The sequence below is a fragment of the Pseudomonas sp. GM41(2012) genome, from assembly GCF_000282315.2.
GTDB lineage: Bacteria > Pseudomonadota > Gammaproteobacteria > Pseudomonadales > Pseudomonadaceae > Aquipseudomonas.
The window spans coordinates 738,723-763,706 of sequence record NZ_AKJN02000008.1; the positions used below are offsets into that span (position 1 = coordinate 738,723).

General features: G+C 59.6%; 15 protein-coding genes. 8 read left to right on the forward strand and 7 right to left on the reverse strand.

Annotation, left to right across the window (positions count from 1 at the left end; all coding sequences use genetic code 11):
* Positions 1 to 268: 268 nt before the first annotated feature.
* Positions 269 to 484, reverse strand: a complete 216-nt coding sequence (gene rmf / locus PMI27_RS30760; RefSeq protein ID WP_003223300.1) for a ribosome modulation factor — start codon at positions 482 to 484, stop codon at positions 269 to 271.
* 530 nt (positions 485 to 1,014) lie between these two features.
* Here rmf and rlmKL point away from each other — a divergent pair.
* Together rlmKL and PMI27_RS05010 are read left to right on the forward strand one after the other, a co-directional pair.
* The gene (gene rlmKL, locus PMI27_RS05015) at positions 1,015 to 3,285 is read left to right on the forward strand and encodes a bifunctional 23S rRNA (guanine(2069)-N(7))-methyltransferase RlmK/23S rRNA (guanine(2445)-N(2))-methyltransferase RlmL (protein WP_008146282.1); all 2,271 of its coding nucleotides are present in this window, start codon (positions 1,015 to 1,017) and stop codon (positions 3,283 to 3,285) included.
* Between the two features lie 142 nt (positions 3,286 to 3,427).
* Positions 3,428 to 5,827 carry a sensor domain-containing diguanylate cyclase gene (locus PMI27_RS05010; RefSeq protein ID WP_008146281.1) on the forward strand — a complete coding sequence of 800 codons (2,400 nt, stop codon included), beginning with the start codon at positions 3,428 to 3,430 and terminating at the stop codon, positions 5,825 to 5,827.
* Between the two features lie 135 nt (positions 5,828 to 5,962).
* Here PMI27_RS05010 and dacB read toward each other — a convergent pair whose 3' ends face one another.
* Entirely contained in the window at positions 5,963 to 7,423 is a 1,461-nt protein-coding gene (gene dacB / locus PMI27_RS05005; RefSeq protein WP_008146279.1) for a D-alanyl-D-alanine carboxypeptidase/D-alanyl-D-alanine endopeptidase, read from the reverse strand.
* Positions 7,424 to 7,656: 233 nt separating this feature from the next.
* Between dacB and PMI27_RS05000 the strand changes: the two genes are divergently transcribed.
* Positions 7,657 to 8,001, forward strand: coding sequence for a YggL family protein (locus PMI27_RS05000; RefSeq protein ID WP_007896965.1), 345 nt, complete (start codon positions 7,657 to 7,659; stop codon positions 7,999 to 8,001).
* Between the two features lie 150 nt (positions 8,002 to 8,151).
* On the opposite strand, the gene PMI27_RS04995 is transcribed toward PMI27_RS05000, so the two are convergent.
* Positions 8,152 to 9,342 (reverse strand): benzoate/H(+) symporter BenE family transporter, encoded by a 1,191-nt coding sequence (locus tag PMI27_RS04995; protein WP_008146367.1) that lies wholly within the window; start codon positions 9,340 to 9,342, stop codon positions 8,152 to 8,154.
* Positions 9,343 to 9,681: 339 nt separating this feature from the next.
* Between PMI27_RS04995 and PMI27_RS04990 the strand changes: the two genes are divergently transcribed.
* The gene (locus PMI27_RS04990; RefSeq protein WP_008146364.1) at positions 9,682 to 10,446 is read left to right on the forward strand and encodes a GntR family transcriptional regulator; all 765 of its coding nucleotides are present in this window, start codon (positions 9,682 to 9,684) and stop codon (positions 10,444 to 10,446) included.
* A gap of 187 nt (positions 10,447 to 10,633) precedes the next feature.
* Here the strand turns inward: PMI27_RS04990 and guaD are convergent, their stop codons facing one another.
* From guaD to xdhA, 4 genes are all read right to left on the reverse strand, one after another.
* On the reverse strand, positions 10,634 to 11,938 hold the full coding sequence (gene guaD, locus PMI27_RS04985; protein ID WP_008146362.1) for a guanine deaminase: 1,305 nt from the start codon (positions 11,936 to 11,938) through the stop codon (positions 10,634 to 10,636).
* Between the two features lie 23 nt (positions 11,939 to 11,961).
* Positions 11,962 to 12,807: a xanthine dehydrogenase accessory protein XdhC gene (gene xdhC / locus PMI27_RS04980; protein ID WP_008146359.1), complete on the reverse strand. Its 846-nt coding sequence runs from the start codon at positions 12,805 to 12,807 to the stop codon at positions 11,962 to 11,964.
* Between the two features lie 143 nt (positions 12,808 to 12,950).
* Positions 12,951 to 15,350 (reverse strand): xanthine dehydrogenase molybdopterin binding subunit, encoded by a 2,400-nt coding sequence (gene xdhB / locus PMI27_RS04975; RefSeq protein ID WP_008146357.1) that lies wholly within the window; start codon positions 15,348 to 15,350, stop codon positions 12,951 to 12,953.
* Entirely contained in the window at positions 15,343 to 16,797 is a 1,455-nt protein-coding gene (gene xdhA, locus PMI27_RS04970) for a xanthine dehydrogenase small subunit (RefSeq protein ID WP_008146355.1), read from the reverse strand. The genes xdhB and xdhA overlap by 8 nt, the downstream gene beginning before the upstream one ends.
* Positions 16,798 to 17,064: 267 nt before the next feature.
* Here xdhA and PMI27_RS04965 point away from each other — a divergent pair, with 267 nt between their 5' ends.
* From PMI27_RS04965 to ligA, 4 genes are all read left to right on the forward strand, one after another.
* A complete protein-coding gene (locus PMI27_RS04965; protein WP_033053567.1) occupies positions 17,065 to 17,724 on the forward strand; it encodes a GntR family transcriptional regulator in 660 nt (219 codons plus the stop codon).
* Between the two features lie 2 nt (positions 17,725 to 17,726).
* Positions 17,727 to 21,215: a chromosome segregation protein SMC gene (gene smc / locus PMI27_RS04960; protein WP_008146353.1), complete on the forward strand. Its 3,489-nt coding sequence runs from the start codon at positions 17,727 to 17,729 to the stop codon at positions 21,213 to 21,215.
* Between the two features lie 258 nt (positions 21,216 to 21,473).
* Positions 21,474 to 22,328, forward strand: coding sequence for a cell division protein ZipA (zipA, locus tag PMI27_RS04955; RefSeq protein WP_008146352.1), 855 nt, complete (start codon positions 21,474 to 21,476; stop codon positions 22,326 to 22,328).
* Between the two features lie 156 nt (positions 22,329 to 22,484).
* The gene (ligA, locus tag PMI27_RS04950; protein ID WP_008146793.1) at positions 22,485 to 24,842 is read left to right on the forward strand and encodes an NAD-dependent DNA ligase LigA; all 2,358 of its coding nucleotides are present in this window, start codon (positions 22,485 to 22,487) and stop codon (positions 24,840 to 24,842) included.
* The last annotated feature ends 142 nt before the right edge of the window (positions 24,843 to 24,984 follow it).

Sequence of the window (24,984 nt, forward strand, 5' to 3'; positions counted from 1 at the left end):
TTGGGTCGCGAAGCGACCCCAAGACCAGTCAACTCGGTGAATCAGTTAAAACTCGTTGGCAGGATTTACGGCCGCTTCGCAGCCGAACGGGGGTAAACCCCCTCGCCACAGAAAGCCCCCTCGCCACAGGGGTTCGTCGCTGAATTTGGAGCAGGCATAAAAAAGGGCTCCTCGAAGGAGCCCCTGGGCCGAAGCCCGCCGCCCGGATGGGGCGTGCGTGGTAAGTCGTTACGTAATCAGATTGTCGTGTCGGAGTGTGTGCCCTGTGTTAGCCGACGGCGTGAAGTTCGTTGAGTCTATGGATTCCCGCAGTGCCGGTCATACCGTCCCAGTTGTCGCCGCGTCCTTCTCGCCAGCCGTTAATCCAGGCTTGGCGTACCGACGGTAGAGTAAATGGGCAAAGCTCACGGGATTTGCCACCAACGCCATATTGATATCCGCGCAAAAATGCTCTTTCCAACGGATCACGCTTAAGTCTTCTCATAGGGTGTTGCCCTCACTTGTTGACTGTATTTATCGCGTCGACCTCAATTGAGGTCTGGCAGAAAAACTCCTGCCGTTGGGGCTCGCTGCCGGCGTCGCGAGCCAAGGTGTTGACGTCATTGCGGCGTCAACCTGTGTTGAGTTCTAACCAATGCGTCACATCGAGGGAATGATCGTTTTGTCATAAGGACGTAACGATAAAGATGGTATGGCCATAAGTAACACGATGTTTGCCCGTGTTTATTGGCCAAACCCCGGTATGATCAGCCCCTCACTGCATGATGGGGTTAATCCTTTGCTGAGAATGGCTCGCGTTGCAGTGGGGCATTATTCGACGAAGGGTCGACTTATGACATTTTGTTGCATCAACTTTTTTATCTGCCTTTGCATCTAAGCTCTTTTAACCCGAGCTTGCAGGGGTGGGACGGCACACCTTCGTGCCACGCGGGCGCTCTTTTAGAAAAGCGCCTGATTGAAAACCGGGCCGGCAATGCGTTGCCGGTTCACTTAGCTAAAGGCTCTGAAATTCCAATGTCCGATCAATTCGAAATCTTCCTCACTTGCCCAAAAGGTCTTGAAGGCCTGCTCATCGAGGAAGCCGTCGGGCTTGGCCTTGAAGAAGCGCGTGAGCACACCTCTGCCGTGCGCGGCATGGCCACCATGGAAACCGCATATCGCCTGTGCCTGTGGTCGCGTCTGGCGAACCGGGTGCTGCTGGTGCTCAAGCGTTTCCCGATGAAGGACGCCGAAGACCTGTACCACGGCGTGCTGGATATCGAGTGGCAAGACCACATGCTCAACGATGGCACCCTGGCCGTTGAGTTCAGCGGTCACGGCTCGGGTATCGACAACACCCACTTCGGCGCCTTGAAGGTCAAGGACGCCATCGTCGACAAACTGCGCACGCCACAGGGCGATCGTCCGTCCATCGACAAGCTCAACCCGGACCTGCGTATTCACCTGCGCCTGGACCGCGGCGAAGCGATCCTGTCCCTCGACCTCTCAGGCCACAGCCTGCACCAGCGCGGCTATCGCTTGCAGCAGGGCGCGGCGCCGCTGAAGGAAAACCTCGCGGCCGCGATCCTGATCCGTTCCGGCTGGCCACGCATTGCGGCCGATGGCGGCGCGCTGGCTGACCCGATGTGCGGTGTCGGTACGTTCCTCGTCGAAGCCGCGATGATCGCCGCCGACATGGCGCCGAACCTGCGTCGCGAGCAGTGGGGCTTCACCGCTTGGCTGGGCCACGTCCCGGCGCTGTGGAAAAAGCTTCACGAAGAAGCCACTGAACGTTGCGCGGCCGGTCTGGCCAAGCCACCGCTGTGGATTCGCGGTTACGAAGCCGATCCGCGCCTGATTCAACCGGGCCGCAACAACGTTGAACGTGCCGGCCTGAGCGAGTGGATCAAGATCTACCAGGGCGAAGTCGGGACGTTTGAGCCACGTCCGGACCAGAACCAGAAAGGCCTGGTGATCTGCAACCCACCGTACGGCGAGCGTCTGGGTGATGAAGCGAGCTTGCTCTATCTCTACCAGAACCTCGGCGAACGTCTGCGTCAGGCCTGCCTGAACTGGGAAGCCGCGGTATTCACCGGCGCCCCGGACCTGGGCAAGCGCATGGGCATCCGCAGCCACAAACAGTATTCGTTCTGGAACGGCGCCTTGCCGTGCAAGTTGCTGCTGATCAAAGTCACGCCGGACCAGTTCGTCACTGGCGAACGTCGCACTCCGGAACAGCGTCAGGTCGAGCGCGAGCAAGCCGAAGTCGAAGTCGCAGACAACGACGTGGCACCCGGCAAGTACGAGAAGTACAACAAGAACGGCAACCCGATCAAACCGGCACCGGTGGTGATCGAGCAGCCGCGCTTGAGCGAAGGCGGGCAGATGTTTGCCAACCGTCTGCAAAAGAACCTCAAGGCCCTCGGCAAGTGGGTCAAGCGTGAAGGCATCGACTGCTACCGCGTCTACGATGCCGACATGCCGGAATACTCGATGGCCATCGACCTGTATCAGGATTGGGTCCACGTCCAGGAATACGCCGCGCCGAAATCCATCGATCCGGAAAAAGCCTCGGCGCGCATGTTCGATGCCCTGGCCGCCATTCCGCAGGCCCTGAACATCGACAAGAGCCGCGTGGTGGTCAAGCGTCGCGAGCGTCAGAGCGGCACCAAACAGTACGAACGCCAAGCGGCACAGGGCAAGTTCGTCGAGGTCAACGAAGGTGGCGTGAAGCTGCTGGTGAACCTCACGGATTACCTCGACACCGGGCTGTTCCTCGATCACCGGCCAATGCGCATGCGGATTCAGAAAGAGGCCGCCGGCAAGCGCTTCCTCAATCTGTATAGCTACACCGCAACCGCCAGTGTTCACGCAGCCAAGGGCGGCGCGCGCAGCACCACCAGCGTCGACCTGTCGAAAACCTATCTGGACTGGGCGCGTCGCAATCTGTCGCTGAACGGTTTCTCCGAGAAGAACCGTCTGGAGCAGGGCGACGTGATGGCCTGGCTCGATGCCTGCCGTGACGAATACGACCTGATCTTCATCGATCCGCCGACGTTCTCCAACTCCAAGCGCATGGAAGGGATCTTCGACGTGCAGCGTGACCAGGTGCAATTGATCGACCTGGCCATGGCGCGTCTGGCCCCGGGCGGCGTGTTGTACTTCTCCAACAACTTCCGCAAGTTCCAGCTCGAGGAAAACCTCACCGAGCGTTATGCGGTCGAGGAAATCACCGCCCAGACCATCGATCCGGATTTCGCCCGTAATGGCAAAATCCACCGTGCCTGGAAAATCACGGCGCGTTGACATTTGCAGGGATTGGATCCACAGAGCCTTGATTTTTAAAGGCTCTTGGCTTCTTTCTGTGCTGGTCAAATTGATGGCTAATAGCTATAACTCAACGCATGGCCAATGGGCTTTCCCGCACCTGGCGTTTTGAGTTGCGTCTATGTCGTTGCACGCCGTGCGCCCGAAGATCCTGGGTTTTATCAGTGAAGATGTCTCGGCCTGGCTGGTCGCACTGCTGGTATTGGCTGTCGGCGGGATTCTCACGGGATTGTTGGCGTGGTCGACGCTGAATCTGTTCCACCATCAATTGCGGCAACGTTTCCAACTGCTGGCCAGTGAACGTTACAGCCGTATCGAAGAACGCTTTGAAGATCAGGAGCAGCGCCTCGATGGCCTGCGCCGGTTCTTTGCCAATTCCGATTCGGTCTCCCGCGCGGAGTTCGACGGTTACACTCAACCGCTGCTGCACCGGACTCAGGCCTATTCCTTCGCCAAGCGGGTAACCGGTGCCGAACGGGCGGAATTTGAACGCCAGGTGCGTGCAGAGGGTTTACCCGACTTCACCCTGCGCGAACTCAATGCCGACGGCCAACTGCAACTTGCGGCCGAACGGGATGAGTACGTGGCGGTGCTGTATAGCCAGACCCAAAGCAAACTCGGCTCGCCGCTGGGCTACGACTTGTGGGCTCAACCCTTGCGCCGTGCCACCCTTGAAAGGGCCGATCAACACGGCGCCATGGTGGTATCGCAGCCAATGCATCTGGTCAATATCGAACCGGCCTATGCGCGCGGCGTGCTGCTGGTCTCACCGGTGTTGTTGCGCAATGGTCCGGCTACGGCGGGGGTGAAACCGTACGGTTATGTCATGGCCGTGATCAGCATGCATCAGTTGCTGGCGGACGGGCTGCCAGAGGCTGGCCGTGACTATCTTTCGGTGCGCATCCTCGACTTATCCACAGACGATCAGCACGAAGTGCTGTATGAGTCTCCTAACCCCCCAGCCCCCAGTGATCTGGCCGCGACCCGGTTGCTGCGGCTTGCCGACCATGACTATCAAGTCGACATTCAGCCCAGCGATGCCTTCCTGAAAGCCAATCACTCTTCGGTGACCACCCTGGTGGTGCTGGGCGGTTTGCTCAGTCTGCTGCTCAGTGCCTTGCTCTATGTGCTGGTCAGTCAGCGTCAACGGGCGCTGAAAATGGTCGAGCAACGGACCCAGGAACTGCGCGCCCGCGAGCAGGAGTTGCGCGGCACCCATGGCCAGTTGCGTGGCGTGCTGAATGCCGCGACCCAGGTGGCGATCATCGCCACTGACCTGCGCGGAGTTATCCGCACCTTTAATGCCGGTGCCGAGCAAATGCTCGGTTACACCAGCACCGAGGTGGTGGGCCACATGACTCTGGAAAACCTGCACCTGCCCCGAGAGCTCCTGGCACGTTCGGCGGAGTTGAGCGCGCGCTATGGCAAACCGATTCCGACCTGCCAGGCGATGTTGGTCGAGGGCGGCGAGGAGGGCGGTCACGAAGCGCGGGAATGGACGTTGCTGCGTAGCGACGGCAGCCATTTGACGGTGAACATGCTGGCGACCCCGGTCCTCGACGAGCAAGGCTTGTGGGTCGGGCACCTGGCGATCTGTATCGACATCACTGAACGCAAGCGGGTCCACGAGGCCCTGGCGGCTCGGGACCTGTTGTTGAAGAAACTCAGCGCCCATGTGCCCGGCGGGATCTACCAATTCAAGATGGAGTTCGATGGGCGCTTCAGTGTGATCTACGCCAGCGACGGTATTCGCGAGATTTACGAACTTGAACCGGATGTCCTGTTGTTCAACGCCGAAGCGATATTCACGCGGATACATCCGCAGGACACCACCCGGGTCCGCGCTTCGATCCGGGCGTCGGCGGACACCCTCAGCCCTTGGCGCGAGGAGTACCGCGTGCAGCTCCCCCTGCGCGGCCTGCGTTGGGTTCGTGGTGAGGCGACACCGGAGGAATTGCCCGGTGGCGGCGTGCTCTGGCACGGCTATGTCTCGGACATCTCCGACTTGAAACGGGTGGAAGAAGAACTGCGGGCGCTATCGATCACCGACTCTCTGACCGGGATCCACAACCGCCGTTACTTCCAGGAACGCCTGACCACCGAAATGGCCAGGGTCGAACGCGGTGGCGGCGAACTGTCGGTGATCATGCTCGATATCGACCATTTCAAACGCATCAATGACCAGCATGGCCACGCTGTCGGCGATCGGGTGTTGCAGATTGTGTGCGAACGCATCGGCCTTCGGCTGCGGCGCACCGACGTGTTCTGTCGCCTGGGTGGCGAGGAGTTCATGGTGCTTTGCCCGGACATCAACGGCGAACATGCCCATGTCCTGGCCTTGCAGCTATGGCAAGGGTTGCGCAGTTCGCCGATCGAAGGCGTCGGGACAGTGACCGCCAGTTTCGGGATTGCCAGTTGGCGAGTCGGGGAGGGCGCGGATGCGCTGCTGCTGCGGGCGGATTCGGGGGTGTATGCGGCGAAACAGGCAGGGCGGGATCGGGTAGAAGGAGAGATGAACTAGAGCTGCGTGCTTACCCCTGTGGGAGCGAGCCTGCTCGCGATAGCGGTGTGACAGTCGACATCAATGTTGAATGTCACACCGCTATCGCGAGCAGGCTCGCTCCCACATTGGTTCTGTGGTGTTTTGTAGATCGGGTTAGAGCACCGAAGCCGTTTCCGGCAGTTTCGGCTGGCGATACAGGTCCAGCAGCACCTGATCCAGCACCGACGATGCGCCAAACGGTGCCTTGTCGTTAAGGATCGCCACTACCGCCCAGGTATTGCCGTTGATGTCGCGGCTGAAGCCGGCAATCGCCCGCACCGTATTCAGGGTGCCGGTCTTGATGTGCGCTTCACCGCGCATCGCCGTGGTTTTCAGGCGTTTGCGCATGGTGCCGTCGGTGCCGGCAATCGGCATCGAACTGATGAACTCGGCCGAATACGGGCTTTTCCAGGCCGCTTGCAGCATGCCGGCCATTTCACGCGCACTCACCCGTTCCGCACGGGACAGGCCGGAACCGTTTTCCATCACCAGGTGCGGCGCGGTGATGCCTTTCTTCGCCAGCCACTGACGCACGACACGCTGTGCAGCCTTGGCATCGTCACCGTCGGCCTCGGTGCGGAACTGCGCACCCAGGCTCAGGAACAGCTGCTGGGCCATGGTGTTGTTACTGTATTTGTTGATGTCGCGGATGATTTCCGCCAGGTCCGGCGAGAAGGCCCGAGCCAGGACCTTGGCATCTTTAGGGGTTGGTGCCAAACGGTCCACGCCCTGAATGCTGCCACCCAGTTCCTTCCAGATCGCTCGCACGGCGCCTGCGGTGTAGGTCGCGTGGTCGAGCAGCGACAGGTAAGTCTGGGAGCTGCAACCCTCGCCCAACTGGCCACCAACCGTCACGGTCACGCTGCCATCGGCCTGGGTCACCGGGTTGTAACGCACGCCACCGGTGCATTGCTTGGAGTTGACGGCTTTGACCTGGTTTTCGATGCGGATGGTGGCAATCGGCGGTTCCACCGACACCAGCACCCGGCCGTTGTCGTTGCGCGCCACAAAGCGCAGGGCCTTGAGGTTGACCATCAGCGCGTCAGGTTTGACCAGGAAGGGCTTGTTATCGTCATTGCCGTCGTCGTTGAACTGCGGCAATTGCGGCTGTACGAAGAAATTACGGTCCAGCACCAGATCGCCGGTGATTTGCGTCACACCGTTGGCGCGCAGGTCACGCATCAGCAACCAGAGTTTTTCCATGTTCAGCTTCGGATCGCCGCCACCCTTGAGGTAGAGGTTACCGTTGAGGATGCCGCCGCTGAGCGTGCCGTCGGTGTAGAACTCGGTTTTCCACTGGTGGTTCGGGCCGAGCATTTCCAGCGCCGCGTACGTGGTGACCAGTTTCATGGTCGAGGCCGGATTGACGGAGACGTCAGCGTTGAAAATCGTCGGGGTGCCAGGGCCGTTGAGCGGGATCATCACCAGCGACAGGGCGTTGTCCTGCATCTTGCTGGCCTTGAGGGCTTTTTCAACGTTGGGCGACAGCGCGGTGTTGATCGGGGCGGCGGAAACAGAGAAGGCCAGTGGGAGCAGGAAACCGGCCAGTAACAATGGACGCAAAGATTTGATCATGTGAAATAAAACCCTACAGCCGAGGGGAAAAAAAACGAGGGCATGAAGATAAATTCCCTCAGTGGTCATGAAAGTGTCGGCATTATGCCCCAAGGTGTAGCGGCTTGTGCCGTGCCCTGGCCTTCTAATCCGCTATTTTTTACCGACGGTAGGGCTTGCAACCCGGAGAAACGGGCATTCGGCGCCTTAAACTGCTAAAGTGCCGCCCGTTATTACTTATGAGGATTGTTCCAATGGCGACTAACCGTTCCCAGCGTCTGCGCAAAAAACTGTGCGTCGATGAATTTCAAGAGCTGGGTTTCGAACTGAACCTGGATTTCAAAGAAGATTTGGCTGATGAAGCCATTGATGCTTTCCTCGACGCGTTCCTGAAAGAAGCCATGGAAGCCAACGGTCTGGGCTATGTTGGCGGCGACGACTTCGGTCTGGTTTGCCTGCAGAAGCGTGGCTCGGTGTCCGAAGAGCAGCGTGCCGCTGTTGAAGCCTGGCTCAAAGGCCGCAGCGAATTGACCGAAGCGACTGTCAGCCCGCTGATCGACGTCTGGTACCCGGAAAAGCCGATCAATCCGGTAGCTTGATGTTCTAAAAAACGGCGGCCCAAGGGTCGCCGTTTTTTTATACCCGGAAGATCAAGAGATCGCAGCCTCGTTTCACTCGGCAGCTCCTACAGGGCAACGCATTCCAAGGTAGGAGCTGTCGAGTGAAACGAGGCTGCGATCTTTTGCTTTTCAGGCTTTACGCCAGTTCAAGATCAGCAAGGTCAACACCCCCGCCACAATCCCCCAGAACGCCGAACCGATGGAAAACAGCGTCAGCCCCGACGCCGTGACCATAAAGGTAATCAGCGCCGCTTCACGTTCCTTCACTTCATTCATGGCGATGCTCAAGCCATTGATGATCGAGCCGAACAACGCCAGTGCCGCAATCGACAGCACCAATTCTTTCGGTAGCGCGGCAAACAGCGCCGCCAGTGTCGCGCCGAACACCCCGGCAATCCCGTAGAAAATCCCGCACCAGACGGCCGCCGTGTAGCGCTTGTTGCGATCCTCATGGGCATGCGGCCCGGTGCAAATCGCCGCGCTGATGGCTGCCAGGTTGATCCCGTGGGAACCGAACGGCGCCAGCAGCAATGAAGCGATGCCAGTGGTGGTGATCAGCGGCGAGGCCGGCACGGTGTAACCGTCGGCGCGCAGCACGGCGATGCCCGGCATGTTCTGCGAGGTCATTGCCACGACAAACAGCGGAATGCCGATGCTGATGGTCGCGGCGAGGGAGAAGTGTGGCGTGGTCCAGACCGGCGTCGCCACTTCCAGATGAAAACCGCTGAAGTCCAGCAGACCCATGAACCCTGACAGCGCCGTCCCGATCAACAGCGCGGCCAGTACGGCATAACGTGGCGACAGGCGTTTGACCACCAGATAAGTGAAGAACATGCCCAACACCAGCGCGGTGCGATGCTGCGCGGCGACGAAGATTTCGCTGCCGATCTTGAACAGAATCCCCGCCAGCAGCGCAGCGGCCAATGACGCCGGAATCTTTTTCACCAGCCGTTCGAAGCTGCCGGTCAAACCACAAATGGTCACCAGAATCGCGCAGGTAATGTAGGCGCCGATGGCTTCGCCGTAGGTCACGCCGCCCAGACTGGTGATCAGCAACGCCGCGCCGGGGGTCGACCAGGCGATGGTGATCGGCGTGCGGTAACGCAGAGACAGGCCAATCGAGCACACCGCCATGCCAATCGAGATCGCCCAGATCCATGACGAAATCTGCGCGCTGGTCAGGCCCGCCGCTTGCCCGGCCTGGAACATCAGCACCAGCGAGCTGGTGTAGCCGGTCATCATTGCAATGAAGCCGGCGACGATGGCCGAGGGTGACGTATCGGCAAAAGGGCGGAGCTGCGTGTGCGTGATGTCGTTCATGACAGCGGTGTTCCTTGTTCTGGTGGTCCCTTGTAGGAGCCGAGCTTGCTCGCGATGGCGGTTTAACATTCAACAATAATGTCAACTGTCCCTCCGCCATCGCGAGCAAGCTCGGCTCCTACAGGGGATCGCGTTCGGGCTGCGGATTCTGGGTTCAAGCCTAAACTCAAAGGTAACCAGTCGTTGCAATACAGCGGAAGTGACAAACAGCCGTACAGTCGTGTTGCCACCGTCCATTGTGTACAATCGCAGTGTTTTTTACGCGATACTTGCCAGCGACCCACTGTGCCGTATTACAGTCACGGTCAATTCGCCGCAGTTCTTCCGACTCGAGTGCCCATGAACGAACAGTTGCAACCCCTAAAGAAACAACCGCGAGCAGGCAAAGCCGGCCGCAGCGGTACCCAGGACGATATTGTCTACGCGCATATCTTCGAGGCCATCCTCGAACAGCGTCTGGCGCCCGGTACCAAGTTGAGCGAAGAAGCGCTGGGGGAAATTTTCGGGGTCAGTCGCACCATCATTCGCCGCGCGCTGTCGCGCCTGGCCCATGAAGGCGTCGTGCTGCTGCGGCCGAACCGTGGCGCTGTCGTGGCCAGCCCGAGTGTCGAAGAGGCTCGCCAGGTGTTTATGGCCCGGCGTCTGGTGGAGCGTGCGATTACTGAATTGGCGGTGCAACACGCCACTGCCGAGCAGATTGCCGAGTTGCGCCAGATGGTCAACGACGAGCGCGACAGCTTCTCCCGGGGCGATCGCGGCGCCGGTATCCGTCTGTCGGGCGAGTTCCACTTGAAACTGGCCGAAGCGGCGAAAAATGCGCCGCTGATCAGCTTCCAGCGCAGCCTGGTGTCCCAGACGTCGTTGATCATTGCCCAGTATGAAAGCGGCAATCGCTCCCACTGTTCCTACGACGAGCACACCCAGCTGATCGACGCCATCGAAGCGCGCAACGCTGAGCTGGCGGTGGACCTGATGATGCATCATATGGATCACATCGACAGCAAACTCAACCTCGACGAAGAAAGCGCGTCGGATGATTTGCATGCGGTGTTCTCGCATTTGTTGCAGACCAAGAAGCCTGGGCGGCCTGCTGCCAAGCTCTGATCTCTTGGGTGACCGAAAAGATCGCAGCCTCGTTTCACTCGACAGCTCCTACAGGAGCGCGCGTTCCAATACGGAGCTATGTAGGAGCTGTCGAGTGAAACGAGGTTGCGATCTTTTGATCTTCTGACAGGCAATAAAAATCCCCCGGGCTGTAAAGCTGCGGGGGATTTTTTATGCCCGAAGAAAACTAGCGCTGATGCACCTGATTCCCCGCCGCATACGTCTGCAACACCGTCCGGTCATCCCCCAGCGTCATCAACACAAACAACGTCTCGGCAATGTTATTGGCCTGCTTCAAGCGATAGCTCAGCAGCGGCGTGGCGTTGTAATCCAGCACCAGGAAGTCCGCATCAGTACCCGGTTGCAAGGTGCCGATCTTGTCTTCCAGGCGCAGCGCGCGAGCGCCGCCGAGGGTGGCCAGGTACAGCGATTTGAACGGGCTCAGTCGCGCACCTTGCAACTGCATGACCTTGTACGCTTCGTTCAACGTTTGCAGCAGCGAGAAACTGGTGCCGCCACCGACGTCCGTACCGAGGCCGACATTCAACTTGTGCTTCTCGGCCATCGGCAGATTGAACAGGCCGCTGCCGAGGAAGAAGTTCGAGGTCGGGCAGAAGGCGATCGCCGAGCCTGTTTCCGCCAGTCGCGCACACTCGTCATCGCACAGGTGCACGCCGTGGGCGAATACCGAACGTTCGCCGAGCAGTTTGTAGTGGTCGTAGACGTCCAGGTAGCCCTTGCGCTCCGGGAACAGCGCCTTGACCCACTCGACTTCCTTGAGGTTTTCGCTGATGTGGGTCTGCATGTACAGGTCAGGGAATTCGCTGAGCAACTGGCCGGCGAGGGTCAGTTGTTCCGGGGTGCTGGTCGGGGCGAAGCGTGGGGTGACCGCGTAGTGCAGGCGACCCTTGCCGTGCCAGCGCTCGATCAGCGCCTTGCTTTCGACGTAGCTGGATTCGGCGGTGTCGGTCAGGTAGTCCGGCGCGTTGCGGTCCATCATCACCTTGCCGGCAATCATTCGCAGGTCCAGTTGTTCGGCGGCTTCAAAGAACGAGTTCACCGATTGCGGATGCACGCTGCCGAAGACCAACGCGGTGGTGGTGCCGTTGCGCAGCAGTTCCTTGATGAAAATATCCGCGACTTGGTCAGCATGAGTCTTGTCGGCGAACTGGCTTTCACACGGGAAGGTGTAGGTGTTGAGCCAGTCCAGCAACTGCTCGCCGTAGGCGCCGACCATGCCGGTTTGCGGCAAGTGAATGTGGGTGTCGATGAAGCCCGGGGTGATCAGCGCGTCCTGATAATGGGTGATTTCGATATCGGCCGGCAGGGTCGGCAGCAAGTCGCTGGCGTGACCAAGGGCGCTGATCTGGCCGTTATCGACCACCAGCAAGCCGTCTTCGAAATACTCATACGAGGCTTCGATGCCCACTTCGGCGGGGTCGGCGATGCTGTGCAGAATGGCGGCGCGGTAGGCTTTGCGAGTCAGAGGCATTGTTGTTCTCAATTCGTGGCTTTTTAGTTCGACGCTTGGCTGCGGCGTGAGGCAGGCAGCAGTTTGGCGATCGATGATCCGGCGCTAGCGGTGTGCTGGCCGAAATTGGCGTTATAGGTGGCGATGATTTCGCCGGCGATGGAAATGGCGATTTCCACAGGCAACTTGCCTTTGACTTCGCCGATGCCCATCGGGCAGCGCATGCGTTGCAGCACGGCGCTGTCGAAACCACGTTCACGCAAGCGGTGTTCGAATTTCACCCGTTTGGTCTTCGAACCGATCAGGCCGAAGTAGGCAAAGTCGTTGCGCTTGAGGATCGCGGCGGTGAGTTCGAGGTCGAGCTGGTGATTGTGGGTCATGACGATGCAGTAGCTGCCGGCGGGCAGGTCATCGATTTCGTCCACCGGTTCTTCGGCAACGATTTTGCGTACGCCGTGGGGGATCTGTTCCGGGAATTCGGCTTCCCGCGAATCGATCCAGCGCACCCGGCAGGGCAGGCTGGCGAGCAGCGGCACCAGCGCCCGGCCGACGTGGCCGGCACCGAATACGGCGATCTGCGCCTGGACCTGGCCCATCGGTTCGAACAGCAACACCGTCACGCCGCCGCAGCACTGACCCAGGCTGGCGCCGAGGCTGAAGCGCTCAAGGTGCGTGTCCTGCTTGCCGCTGGCCAACATCTCGCGGCCGATTTGCATGGCCTTGTATTCCAGATGCCCGCCACCGATGGTGTCGAAGGTCTGGCTGGCGCTGATGACCATTTTCGAGCCGGCGTTACGCGGCGTCGAGCCGAGCTCTTCGATGATGGTGACCAACACGCAGGGTTCACCCCGGGATTGCAGGTCGGCGAGGGCGTCGATCCAGTTGTACATGTTTTCACCCCTACAACATTGTTGTCTGTTCGGCCGTCATCGCTAGCAGGCTAGCTCCCACAGGGTCTGTGGTGTCCACACAATCTGGATTCAACGCAAATCCTGTGGGAGCCAGCCTGCTGGCGATTGGGCGCGCCTCGATTCTAGAGCGGAGCCAACTCAGTCTCGGCTTCCACAGCCTTCGCCACCTTCAACTGGCGCATCTGCTCACAGCCCCACAACACCCGCTCCGGCGTCGCCGGCGCATCGATTTTTGATTGATGCTTGTAGTCGCCCAGGCTGGCCACGGCGTCCTTGATCGCACACCACGACGCGATACCCAGCATGAACGGCGGCTCGCCCACGGCCTTGGAGTGGAACACCGTGTCTTCCGGATTTTTACGGTTTTCCACCAGCTTCACCCGCAGGTCCAGCGGCATGTCTGCCACCGCCGGGATCTTGTAGCTGGCCGGGCCGTTGGTCATCAGTTTGCCCTTGTTGTTCCACACCAGTTCTTCCATGGTCAGCCACCCCATGCCCTGGATGAAACCACCCTCGACCTGACCGATGTCGATCGCCGGGTTCAGTGAGTCGCCGACGTCGTGGAGGATGTCGGTGCGCAGCATTTTGTACTCGCCGGTGAGGGTGTCGATGATCACCTCGCAGCACGCTGCGCCGAAGGCGTAGTAATAGAACGGCCGGCCCCGCGCCTGGCTACGGTCGTAGAAGATTTTCGGGGTCTTGTAGAACCCGGTGCTCGACAGCGAAACCTGAGCGAAATACGCCTGCTGGATCAGCGCTTCGAAGGTCAGGATGTGATCACGAACGCGTACATGACCGTTGTGGAATTCCACGTCCTCTTCGCTGACTTTGTACTGCCGCGCGGCAAATTCCACCAAGCGTTTCTTGATAATTTCCGCCGCGTTTTGCGCGGCTTTACCGTTAAGGTCAGCGCCACTGGAAGCGGCGGTCGGCGAGGTGTTTGGCACCTTGTCGGTGTTGGTCGCGGTGATCTGCACACGGTCCATTTCCACCTGGAACACTTCAGCCACGACCTGCGCGACTTTGGTGTTCAGGCCCTGACCCATTTCGGTGCCGCCATGGTTCAGGTGGATGCTGCCGTCGGTGTAGACATGGATCAGCGCACCGGCCTGGTTGAGGAAGCTGGCGGTGAAGGAAATACCGAATTTCACCGGGGTCAGCGCCAGGCCTTTTTTCAGGATCGGGCTGTTGGCGTTGTAGCGACGAATCGCTTCGCGGCGTTCGGCGTACTGGCTGCTTTCTTCGAGTTCGGCGGTCATTTCCTCGAGCATGTTGTGCTCGACGGTCTGGTAGTAATGGGTGACGTTGCGCTCGGTCTTGCCGTAGTAGTTGGCCTTGCGCACCGCAAGCGGATCGAGGGCCAGATGGCGGGCGATGGCATCCATCACTTCTTCGATAGCGACCATGCCTTGTGGGCCACCGAAACCACGGTAAGCGGTGTTCGACGCGGTGTTGGTTTTGCAGCGGTGACCGTTGATGGTCGCGTCACCCAGGTAGTACGAGTTGTCGGCGTGGAACATCGCGCGGTCAACAATCGACGCCGAGAGGTCCGGCGAACAACCGCAGTTACCGGCCAGTTCCAGGGCAATGCCGTGCAGCCGGCCAGTGCTGTCGAAGCCCACGTCGTATTCGACGTAGAACGGGTGACGCTTGCCGGTCATCAGCATGTCTTCGACGCGCGGCAGGCGCATTTTGGTCGGCTGGCCGGTGAGGTGCGCGATCACTGCGCACAGGCACGCCGGGCTCGCGGCCTGGGTTTCCTTGCCGCCGAAACCACCGCCCATGCGGCGCATGTCGACGACGATTTTGTTCATCGACACATCGAGCACTTCGGCGACGAGCTTCTGCACTTCGGTGGGGTTCTGGGTCGAGCAGTAGACGATCATGCCGCCGTCTTCGGTCGGCATCACCGAAGAGATCTGGGTTTCCAGATAGAAGTGTTCCTGGCCGCCGATGTGCAACGTGCCCTGGATACGATGTTCGGCGGTGGCCAAGGCACCGGCCGAATCACCGCGCTGATGCGTGTGACTGTCGAGCACAAAGTGGCGTTTGCGCAGCGCTTCAACCACGTCCAGTACCGGCTCGAGATCTTCGTATTCGATGATCGCGGCCATCGCGGCTTTACGCGCGGTTTCCAAATCTTTCGCAGCGACGGCGAGCACCACTTGACCAACGAATTGCACGTCATCGATGGCCAGCAACGGATCGCCGGGCATCAACGGACCGATGTCTTTCAGGCCTGGAACGTCTTTGTGAGTGATGGCGATGCGCACGCCTTCAAAGGCGTAGCAAGGCTGGGTGTCGATGCTGATGATTTTCGCGTGAGCGCGGTCCGACAGGCGTGCGTAAACATGCAACTGGTTCGGAAATTCCAGCCGGTCGTCGATGTACTGCGCTTCACCGGAAACGTGCTTGGCGGCGCTGTCATGCTTGACGCTGCGGCCGACACCGGTGGTCAGGTCCTTGGCGAACAGTTCAGCCAATTCGGCTTGGGTCTTCTCTACAGCGTGATGATTAGACATAAGCGGTCACCCGAGTCTCGATGTGCGGTGTTTGCAGTTCGATGAAGTATTTACGCAACAGGTTCTGGGCGCTGAGCAGGCGGTATTCCTTGCTCGCACGGAAGTCCGAGAGCGGCGTGAAATCTTCGGCCAATGCGGCGCAGGCGCGTTCGACGGTGTCGTTGTTCCAGGTGGCGCCGAGCAATACAGTTTCGCAGGCCTTGGCGCGTTTTGGCGTTGCCGCCATGCCACCGAAGGCGACGCGGGCGTCGGCGATCACGCCGTTGTCGATGCGCAGGTTGAACGCGGCGCAGACGGCGGAAATGTCATCGTCCAGACGCTTGGAGACTTTGTAGGCGCGGAACAGTTGTTCGGCGCTGGCACGCGGCACGATGATCTTTTCGATGAACTCGCTTTCCTGACGCGCGGTGACCCGGTAATCGATGAAGTAATCTTCCAGCGCCATCGTGCGGCGGGTTTCGCCTTTGCACAAAACGATCTGCGCGCCGAGCGCAATCAGCAGGGGCGGGGAGTCACCGATCGGCGAGGCGTTGCCGATGTTGCCGCCGAGGGTGCCCTGGTTGCGGATCTGCAGGGAAGCAAAGCGTTGCAGCAATTCGCCGAAGTCCGGGTACTCGGCTTTCAAGGCCTCGTAGCAATCGGAGAGGGCGGTGGCGGCGCCGATTTCCAGGCGATCGTCAAAGCGTTCGATGCGCTTCATCTCGGCGACATTGCCGACGTAGATCATCACCGGCAGGGTGCGGTGGAACTGCGTGACTTCCAGCGCCAGGTCCGTGCCGCCGGCCAGCAGGCGAGCCTGTGGATAAGCATCATAGAGGTCAGCCAGATCGGCAACGGTCAGCGGTACCAGGCAGCGCTTGTCGCCACTGTTGAGTTCGCCGATGTCAGTAGGGGCGATGGCCTTCAGGCGAGCGATGGTGTCGGCTTCACGGGCGTCGAACTGGTCCGTTTGCTTGCCGCAGCAGGATTGTTCGGCGGCCGCCAGAATCGGCCGATAGCCGGTGCAGCGGCAGAGGTTCCCGGCCAGCGCTTCGTGGGCTTTATGAACATCCGGTTGATCGCTGTTCTTTTGCAGCGCGAACAGCGACATGACGAAGCCGGGTGTGCAAAAACCGCATTGCGAGCCGTGGCACTCGACCATGGCTTTCTGCACGCTGTGCAGTTCGCCTTGGTGTTTGAGGTCCTCGACACTGATCAATTGTTTGCCGTGCAGTGACGAAACAAACGTCAGGCACGAGTTGAGGCTGCGATAGCGAATGTGTTCGCGGCCATCGTCATCCGTTTGCAGCTCGCCGACCACCACGGTGCAGGCGCCGCAGTCACCGCTGGCGCAACCTTCTTTGGTGCCGGGTTTGCCCACATGGTCGCGCAGGTAATTGAGCACGGTCAGGTTTGGGTCCAGGGCGTGCTCGCTACGGAGTTCCTGGTTAAGTAAAAACTGGATCACGGAAGGCCTCGCAGACTCATTATTGTTGTTAACCGACTTGAACCGAATTTATCAGGTCTGACTTTGCGGTCAATGATTTTCTGACTTAAAGGTCAGGAAATAGCGTTTTGTCGATCAACGACTCGTTCCTTCATTATTGACCCTCTCGGGATAGCCTGCTTTTTGCTGGATTCGTGCCAAAAACCGCCGAGTGGGCACTCCGCCATGACCCTTTATGTGCGGTACACTGCGCCGCTTGTGCAGATCGAAGAGTTTGAAGGGACAACCATGACGTTCAAGGCGCCGGACAGCCTCGCCGAGCAAATTGCTCACCACCTCGCCGAACGCATCATTCGTGGCGAAATGAAGCCCGGGGAGCGCATCCAGGAACAGAAGGTCACGCTGGCCCTCAATGTCAGCCGCGGTTCGGTCCGTGAAGCCTTGCTGATCCTCGAGCGCCGCCACCTGATCGCGATCCTGCCGCGACGTGGCGCCCATGTGACCGAGCTCACGGTCCACAAGGTCCAGAGCCTGTGCGCGCTGATGAGCGAGCTTTACATCCTGCTGGGCAATGCAGTGGCCAGCGGCTGGCAAGTCCAGGCCGACATGGCTCCGTTCGTGCAAATCCAGCAGCGTCTGACCGCCAGCTACGAGCGCCAGGACATTCGCACCTTTGTCGACGACAGCTTCAGTGTGATGCGCGCCGCGTATCCGTTCGCCAACAACCCGTACTTGCAGGAAACCGTCGAGAATCTGCAGCCGGCCATGAGCCGCGCGTATTTCCTCGCCCTGGAACAGCGCAAGGCCTCGATGAGCGAATTCCTTGAACTGTTCGAACGCTTGCTCGCCGCCGTGCTGGCCCGTGATTTTCCGCAGATCCGCATTGTGCTGACGGCGTATGCCCAGCGCAGCAGTGATCTGGTGGTTTCCGCCCTGACGGACGCTTAAGCGTGCGGCTAAAGTGCATCAAGCTGGCGGGGTTCAAATCCTTCGTCGACCCGACCACGGTGAACTTCCCCAGTAACATGGCGGCGGTGGTCGGGCCCAATGGTTGCGGCAAGTCGAACATCATCGACGCCGTCCGCTGGGTGATGGGCGAGAGTTCGGCCAAGAACCTGCGCGGCGAGTCGATGACCGACGTCATCTTCAACGGCTCGACCAGTCGTAAACCGGTGAGCCAGGCCAGCATCGAGCTGGTGTTCGATAACTCCGACGGCACTCTGCTCGGCGAATACGCGGCCTACGCGGAAATTTCCATTCGCCGCAAAGTGACTCGCGACAGCCAGACCACTTACTACCTCAACGGCACCAAATGCCGCCGTCGCGATATCACCGACATCTTTCTGGGTACAGGCCTGGGCCCGCGCAGCTACTCGATTATCGAGCAGGGGATGATCTCCAAGCTGATCGAGTCAAAGCCCGAAGACCTGCGCAACTTCATTGAAGAAGCGGCGGGAATCTCCAAGTACAAGGAGCGCCGGCGCGAGACCGAAAACCGCATCCGCCGCACCCACGAAAACCTGGCCCGCCTGACCGACCTGCGCGAAGAGCTCGAGCGTCAGCTTGAACGCTTGTACCGCCAGGCCGAGGCCGCCAAGAAGTATCAGGAATACAAGGGCGAGGAACGTCAGCTCAAGGCCCAACTGTCGGCCCTGCGCTGGCAGGCGTTGAATGAACAGGTCGGTCAGCGCGAAGCGATCATCGGCAATCAGGAAGTCACCTTCGAAGCGTTGGTGGCCGAGCAGCGCAACGCTGATGCGGCTATCGAACGGCTGCGGGACGGGCACCACGACCTGTCCGAACGTTTCAATCTGGTGCAGGGGCGCTTCTATTCGGTCGGCGGCGACATCGCCCGGGTCGAGCAGAGTATCCAGCATGGTCAGCAACGCCTACGTCAGCTGCAGGACGACCTGAAAGAAGCCGAGCGTGCGCGCCTGGAAACCGAGTCTCACTTGGGACACGACCGCACCTTGCTGCTGACTTTGGGCGAAGAGCTGGACATGCTCACCCCTGAACAGGAAGTCACCAGCGCCGCCGCCGAAGAGGCTGCCGCAGCGCTGGAAGAATCCGAAACCACCATGCACGCCTGGCAAGAGCAATGGGATACCTTCAACCTGACGGCCGCCGAACCGCGTCGCCAATCCGAAGTTCAGCAGTCGCGCATCCAGCAGCTGGAAACGAGCATGGAGCGCCTGGCCGATCGTCAGAAGCGTCTCGGCGAAGAGCGCGCCTTGCTCTCGGCAGACCCGGAAGACGCGGCGATCATGGAGCTCAGCGAGCAGCTCGCTGAATCCGAAGCGACGCTTGAGGATTTGCAGACCAGTGAACAAGCTCAGGTCGAAAAGCTTGAACAACTGCGTCAGGAATTGCAGCACGCGCTGACGGCGCAGCAACAGGCCCAAGGTGATTTGCAGCGTCTGAACGGTCGCCTCGCCTCCCTTGAAGCCTTGCAGCAAGCCGCACTCGATCCGGGCACCGGCACAGCCGAATGGCTGCGCGAACAACATTTGGCGGACCGTCCGCGTCTGGCTGAAGGCCTGAAAGTCGAAGCCGGTTGGGAGCTGGCGGTGGAAACCGTGCTCGGCGCCGACCTGCAAGCGGTGCTGGTGGATGACTTCGGCGATTTCGATCTGGCCGGTTTTGCCCAAGGCGATTTGCGCTTGCTCAGCCCGGCCACCGATGGCGTGCGCGTGCCCGGCAGCTTGCTCGATAAAGTCGAAGCGCAGATCGATCTGGCGCCATGGCTGGGGCAGGTTAAACCGGTCGACAGCCTTGAACAGGCCTTGGCTCTGCGCAATCAATTGACCGCCGGCCAGAGTCTGATCAGCCGCGATGGTTACTGGGTCGGTCGGCACTTTTTACGCGTGCGTCGCGCCAGCGAAGCGGAAAGCGGCGTGCTCGCTCGCGGTCAGGAAATCCAGCGTTTGGACCTTGAGCGCGAAGAGCGCGAAGCCACGGTCGAAACCCTGGAAACCCAACTTCAGAATCTCAGGGCGCAGCAGCGTCAGCAGGAAAACGGTCGCGAGCATCTGCGCCGTCTGCTGCAAGACGAAGCGCGTCAGCAAGGAGAGTTGAAAGCCCAGTTGTCCGCCGGTAAAGCCAAGGCTGAACAACTGACCCTGCGTCGTACACGCCTGGACGAAGAACTCACCGAGTTGGCGGAGCAGCGCGCTCTGGAACACGAAAATATCGGCGAGGCGCGTCTGCAACTGCAGGAAGCCCTCGACAGCATGGCGCTGGACACCGAGCAGCGCGAGCTGCTGCTGGCACAGCGCGACAGCTTGCGCGAGCGACTTGATCGAGTGCGTCAGGAAGCCCGGCAGCACAAGGATCACGCCCATCAACTGGCGGTGCGTCTGGGTTCGCTCAAGGCACAACACGACTCGACGCGTCAGGCGCTGGAACGTCTGGAAATGCAATCCGAGCGCCTGACCGAGAAGCGCGAACAACTCAGTCTCAACCTGGAGGAGGGCGAGGCGCCGCTGGAAGAGTTGCGCCTCAAACTCGAAGAGTTGCTCGACAAACGCATGACCGTCGACGAAGAACTCAAGACTGCGCAGATCGCTCTGGAAGACGCTGACCGTGAATTGCGTGATGCAGAAAAACGTCGCAACCAGGCCGAACAGCAATCGCAGTTGATTCGGGGGCAGATGGAAACCCAGCGCATGGAATGGCAGGCCCTGACCGTGCGCCGCAAGACTTTGGAAGATCAGTTGCTGGAAGACGGCTACGATCTCCACGGGGTGCTTGCCACCCTGGTGGCCGACGCCAACGAGAAAGACGCCGAAGAAGAACTCGAACGCATTGCCGCGCGGATTCAGCGCCTCGGTGCGATCAACCTGGCGGCCATTGACGAATACCAGCAACAATCCGAGCGTAAACGTTATCTGGATGCGCAGAACGACGATTTGGTCGAGGCGCTGGATACGCTCGAGAACGTGATTCGCAAGATCGACAAGGAAACCCGAAACCGCTTCAAAGATACCTTTGATCAGATCAATGGCGGTTTACAGGCCCTTTTCCCAAAAGTTTTCGGTGGAGGACGCGCCTATTTGGAACTGACGGGCGAAGATCTACTCGATACAGGGGTAACGATCATGGCGCAGCCGCCAGGAAAGAAGAACAGCACCATCCATTTGCTCTCCGGTGGCGAAAAAGCCCTGACAGCCCTGGCTCTGGTTTTTGCCATCTTCAAGTTGAATCCGGCGCCGTTCTGCATGCTCGATGAAGTTGACGCGCCATTGGATGACGCTAACGTTGGACGCTACGCACGGCTGGTCAAAGAGATGTCGCAGACGGTGCAGTTCATCTATATCACCCACAACAAGATCGCCATGGAAATGGCCGAGCAACTGATGGGGGTGACGATGCACGAGCCGGGTTGTTCGCGTCTGGTGGCAGTGGATGTCGAGGAGGCGATGGCGATGGTGGATGCCTGAGTCGGCGCTTGTAGGAGAGGTATTTTTGAGTTGTAGGACTTATTTACCTGTCCTGACTTGCTGGCCAATCGACATATTCGCGCAAGCCGTTGTGACAGACGGTGTAAAGTTGCCTTTGGTCGTGCTAGTTTAATGTCAATTTTTCGTATACGTGGGCAAAACGCCTGTCAGAACATAGAGTTGGCGCCACGTTTTAAAGCGGTTTACGAGTTGTAAACCTCTTATTTTTCAGCATTTTTTATAGAGGCACGGGATTACATGGAAATCGGTCTGCGCGAGTGGCTGATCGTCATCGGCATTATTGTCATTGCCGGTATTCTTTTCGATGGCTGGCGTCGCATGCGCGGCGGCAAGGGGAAACTGAAATTCCGTCTCGACCGAAGTTTGTCCAACTTGCCGGACGAGGACACCAGCGCCGAGCTGTTGGGCCCGCCCCGTGTGCTGGATACGCATAAAGAGCCGCAACTGGACGAGCACGATCTGCCGTCGGTGAGCATGCCTGCCCGTGAGCCGCGTGAGTCGGGTTCCAAGCGCGGCAAGCGTGGCCATGGCGAGCCTTCGCAAGGCGACATGAACCTCAGCCTGGATCTGGACGGCGGCCCGAGCTTCAGCAGCCGTGACGACGATTTCCCGGATGACACCAAGGTTTCGAGTTCAGCCAGCGACAAGGAACAACCGCAAGCCGAAGAAGTGCTGGTGATCAGCGTGATCTGCCGCGACGCCGCCGGCTTCAAAGGCCCGGCGCTGTTGCAGAATATTCTGGAAAGCGGTCTGCGTTTTGGCGAGATGGACATCTTCCACCGCCACGAAAGCATGGCTGGCAATGGCGAAGTCCTGTTCTCGATGGCCAATGCGGTCAAGCCGGGTGTTTTCGATCTGGACGACATCGACCACTTCAGCACACCGGCAGTGAGCTTCTTCCTCGGTCTGCCAGGCCCGCGTCATCCGAAGCAAGCCTTCGACGTGATGGTGGCCGCGGCGCGCAAACTGTCCCAGGAGCTGAACGGCGAACTGAAAGACGACCAGCGCAGCGTGCTGACCGCCCAGACGATTGAGCATTACCGTCAGCGCATCGTCGAATTCGAACGTCGCGCCCTGACCCAGAAACGATAAAGGCAAAAGATCGCAGCCTCGTTTCACTCGACAGCTCCTACAGGGATCGCGATTTTCTGTAGGAGCTGTCGAGTGAAACGAGGCTGCGATCTCTAGATCTTGATGAGATGAGATTGAGCAGCCTCGGCTGCTCTTTTGCTTTATGAGAGAACACCCATGACCGCCGCCAAAAACCGCATTCTAGAGCTGCGCGCTGAACTCGATCAGCACAACTATCGCTATCACGTGCTGGACGAGCCGAGCATTCCGGACGCCGAATACGATCGGTTGTTCCACGAGCTCAAGGCCCTCGAAGCGACGCATCCCGAACTGATCACCAGCGACTCGCCAACCCAGCGCGTCGGCAGTGCGGCGCTGTCGGCGTTCACACAGGTGCGTCACGAAGTGCCGATGCTCAGCCTCGGCAACGCCTTCGAAGAAACCGACATGCGCGAGTTCGATCGCCGGGTAACTGAAGGTCTCGACCTTCCGGTTGGCGACTTGTTCGGCGGCGGCGCGGCGGTGGAATACAGCTGTGAACCCAAACTCGATGGCCTGGCGGTCAGCTTGCTGTATCAGGACGGCGTGCTGGTGCGCGGCGCGACTCGCGGCGACGGCACCACTGGCGAAGACATCAGCGTCAACGTCCGTACCGTGCGCAACATTCCGCTCAAGTTGCACGGTACGGGCTGGCCAGCGACCCTGGAAGTGCGCGGCGAAGTGTTCATGTCCAAGGCCGGTTTTGAGCGCCTCAACGCCACGCAACTGGAAGTCGGCGGCAAGACCTTCGCCAATCCGCGCAACGCGGCGGCGGGCAGTTTGCGCCAGCTCGATTCGAAGATCACCGCCAACCGTCCGTTGGAATTTTGCTGCTACGGCATCGGTCAGATTTCGGCCGATATTGCTGATACGCACATTGGCAATCTGCAGCAGCTCAAGGCTTGGGGCATGCCGATCAGTCATGAGTTGAAACTGGCTCACGGCATCGCTGAATGCCTGGATTACTACCGCGACATCGGTGAGCGCCGAAATTCACTGCCCTACGAAATCGACGGCGTGGTGTTCAAGGTCAACAGCATTGCCTCTCAGCGTGAGCTGGGCTTCCGTGCTCGTGAACCGCGCTGGGCGATCGCGCACAAATTCCCGGCGATGGAAGAACTCACTGAATTGCTTGATGTGGAATTCCAGGTCGGTCGTACCGGTGCGGTGACGCCGGTGGCGCGCTTGAAGCCGGTCAAGGTCGCCGGCGTGACCGTGGCCAACGCGACGTTGCACAACATGGACGAAGTGGCGCGTCTGGGCCTGATGATTGGCGACACGGTGATCATTCGCCGCGCTGGCGATGTAATTCCGCAGGTGGTGCAAGTGGTCATCGAGCGCCGTCCGGACAACGCACGGCCAGTACAGATTCCCGAGAAATGCCCAGTCTGCGGCTCGCATGTCGAGCGCACGCAACTGGTCAAACGCAGCAAAGGTCGCGAGACCGTCAGCGAAGGCGCGGTGTACCGCTGCGTCGGTCGTCTGGCCTGCGGTGCTCAACTCAAGCAGGCAATCATTCACTTCGTCTCCCGTCGCGCCATGGACATCGAAGGCCTGGGCGAGAAGAGCGTCGAGCAACTGGTGGACGAAGGGCTGGTGAGTTCGCCGGCTGATTTGTATGCGCTGACGTTCGAACAGATTGTCGATCTGGAAGGCTTTGCCGAGTTGTCGAGCAAGAACTTGCTCAGCGCCATCGAAGACAGCAAGCAGCCAAGCCTGGCGCGCTTCATCTACGCCCTCGGGATTCCCGATGTCGGCGAAGAAACAGCCAAGGTGCTGGCACGTTCTCTCGGCTCGCTGGAGCGGGTTCAGCAAGCCTTGCCGCAAGTGCTTACGTATTTGCCGGATGTTGGTCTGGAAGTGGCTCACGAGATTCACAGCTTCTTCGAAGATGCGCATAACCAGCAGGTGATCAAGGATCTGCTCAAGCACGGCCTGCAGATTCAGGATCAGGGTGAGCTTGGCGCCGAGTTTGCCGCCAGCACTACGTTGGGTGGCTTCCTCGACAAGCTGCACATCCCTTCGGTCGGGCCGGGTGGGGCGCAGAAGCTGGCGGACAAGTTTGGTTCGCTTGAAGGTGTTTTCAGTGCCGACTGGCTGGATATGCGCCAGGCGCTGCCGGAAAAACAGGCCACTTCGGTTCGGGAGTTCTTTGCGGTTGCACAAAATCGCCAGATTGCCGAAGCCGCCGAGAAACAGCTGCGCGATTTCGGCATGCACTGGCAGAGCGAGAAGAAAGTCGTCGAAGGCTTGCCGCTGGCCGGGCAGACCTGGGTGCTGACCGGTTCGCTGGAGTTGATGAGCCGCGACATCGCCAAGGACAAACTTGAAAGCCTCGGTGCCAAAGTGGCGGGCTCCGTGTCGGCCAAGACTCATTGTGTGGTCGCTGGGCCGGGTGCAGGTTCCAAGTTGACGAAGGCTAATGAGCTGGGATTGAAGGTTCTGGATGAAGAAGCGTTTGTCGAGTTTCTGATGAAGTACGGTATCAGCGTTTAAGGTCGCCAAGATCGCAGCCTCGTTTCACTCGACAGCTCCTACATTGGAATGCATATCCTCTGTAGGAGCTGTCGAGTGAAACGAGGCTGCGATCTTTTGATGTTGCCCACGCAAAACGCGGGAACGATCACGGCGCGGGGAT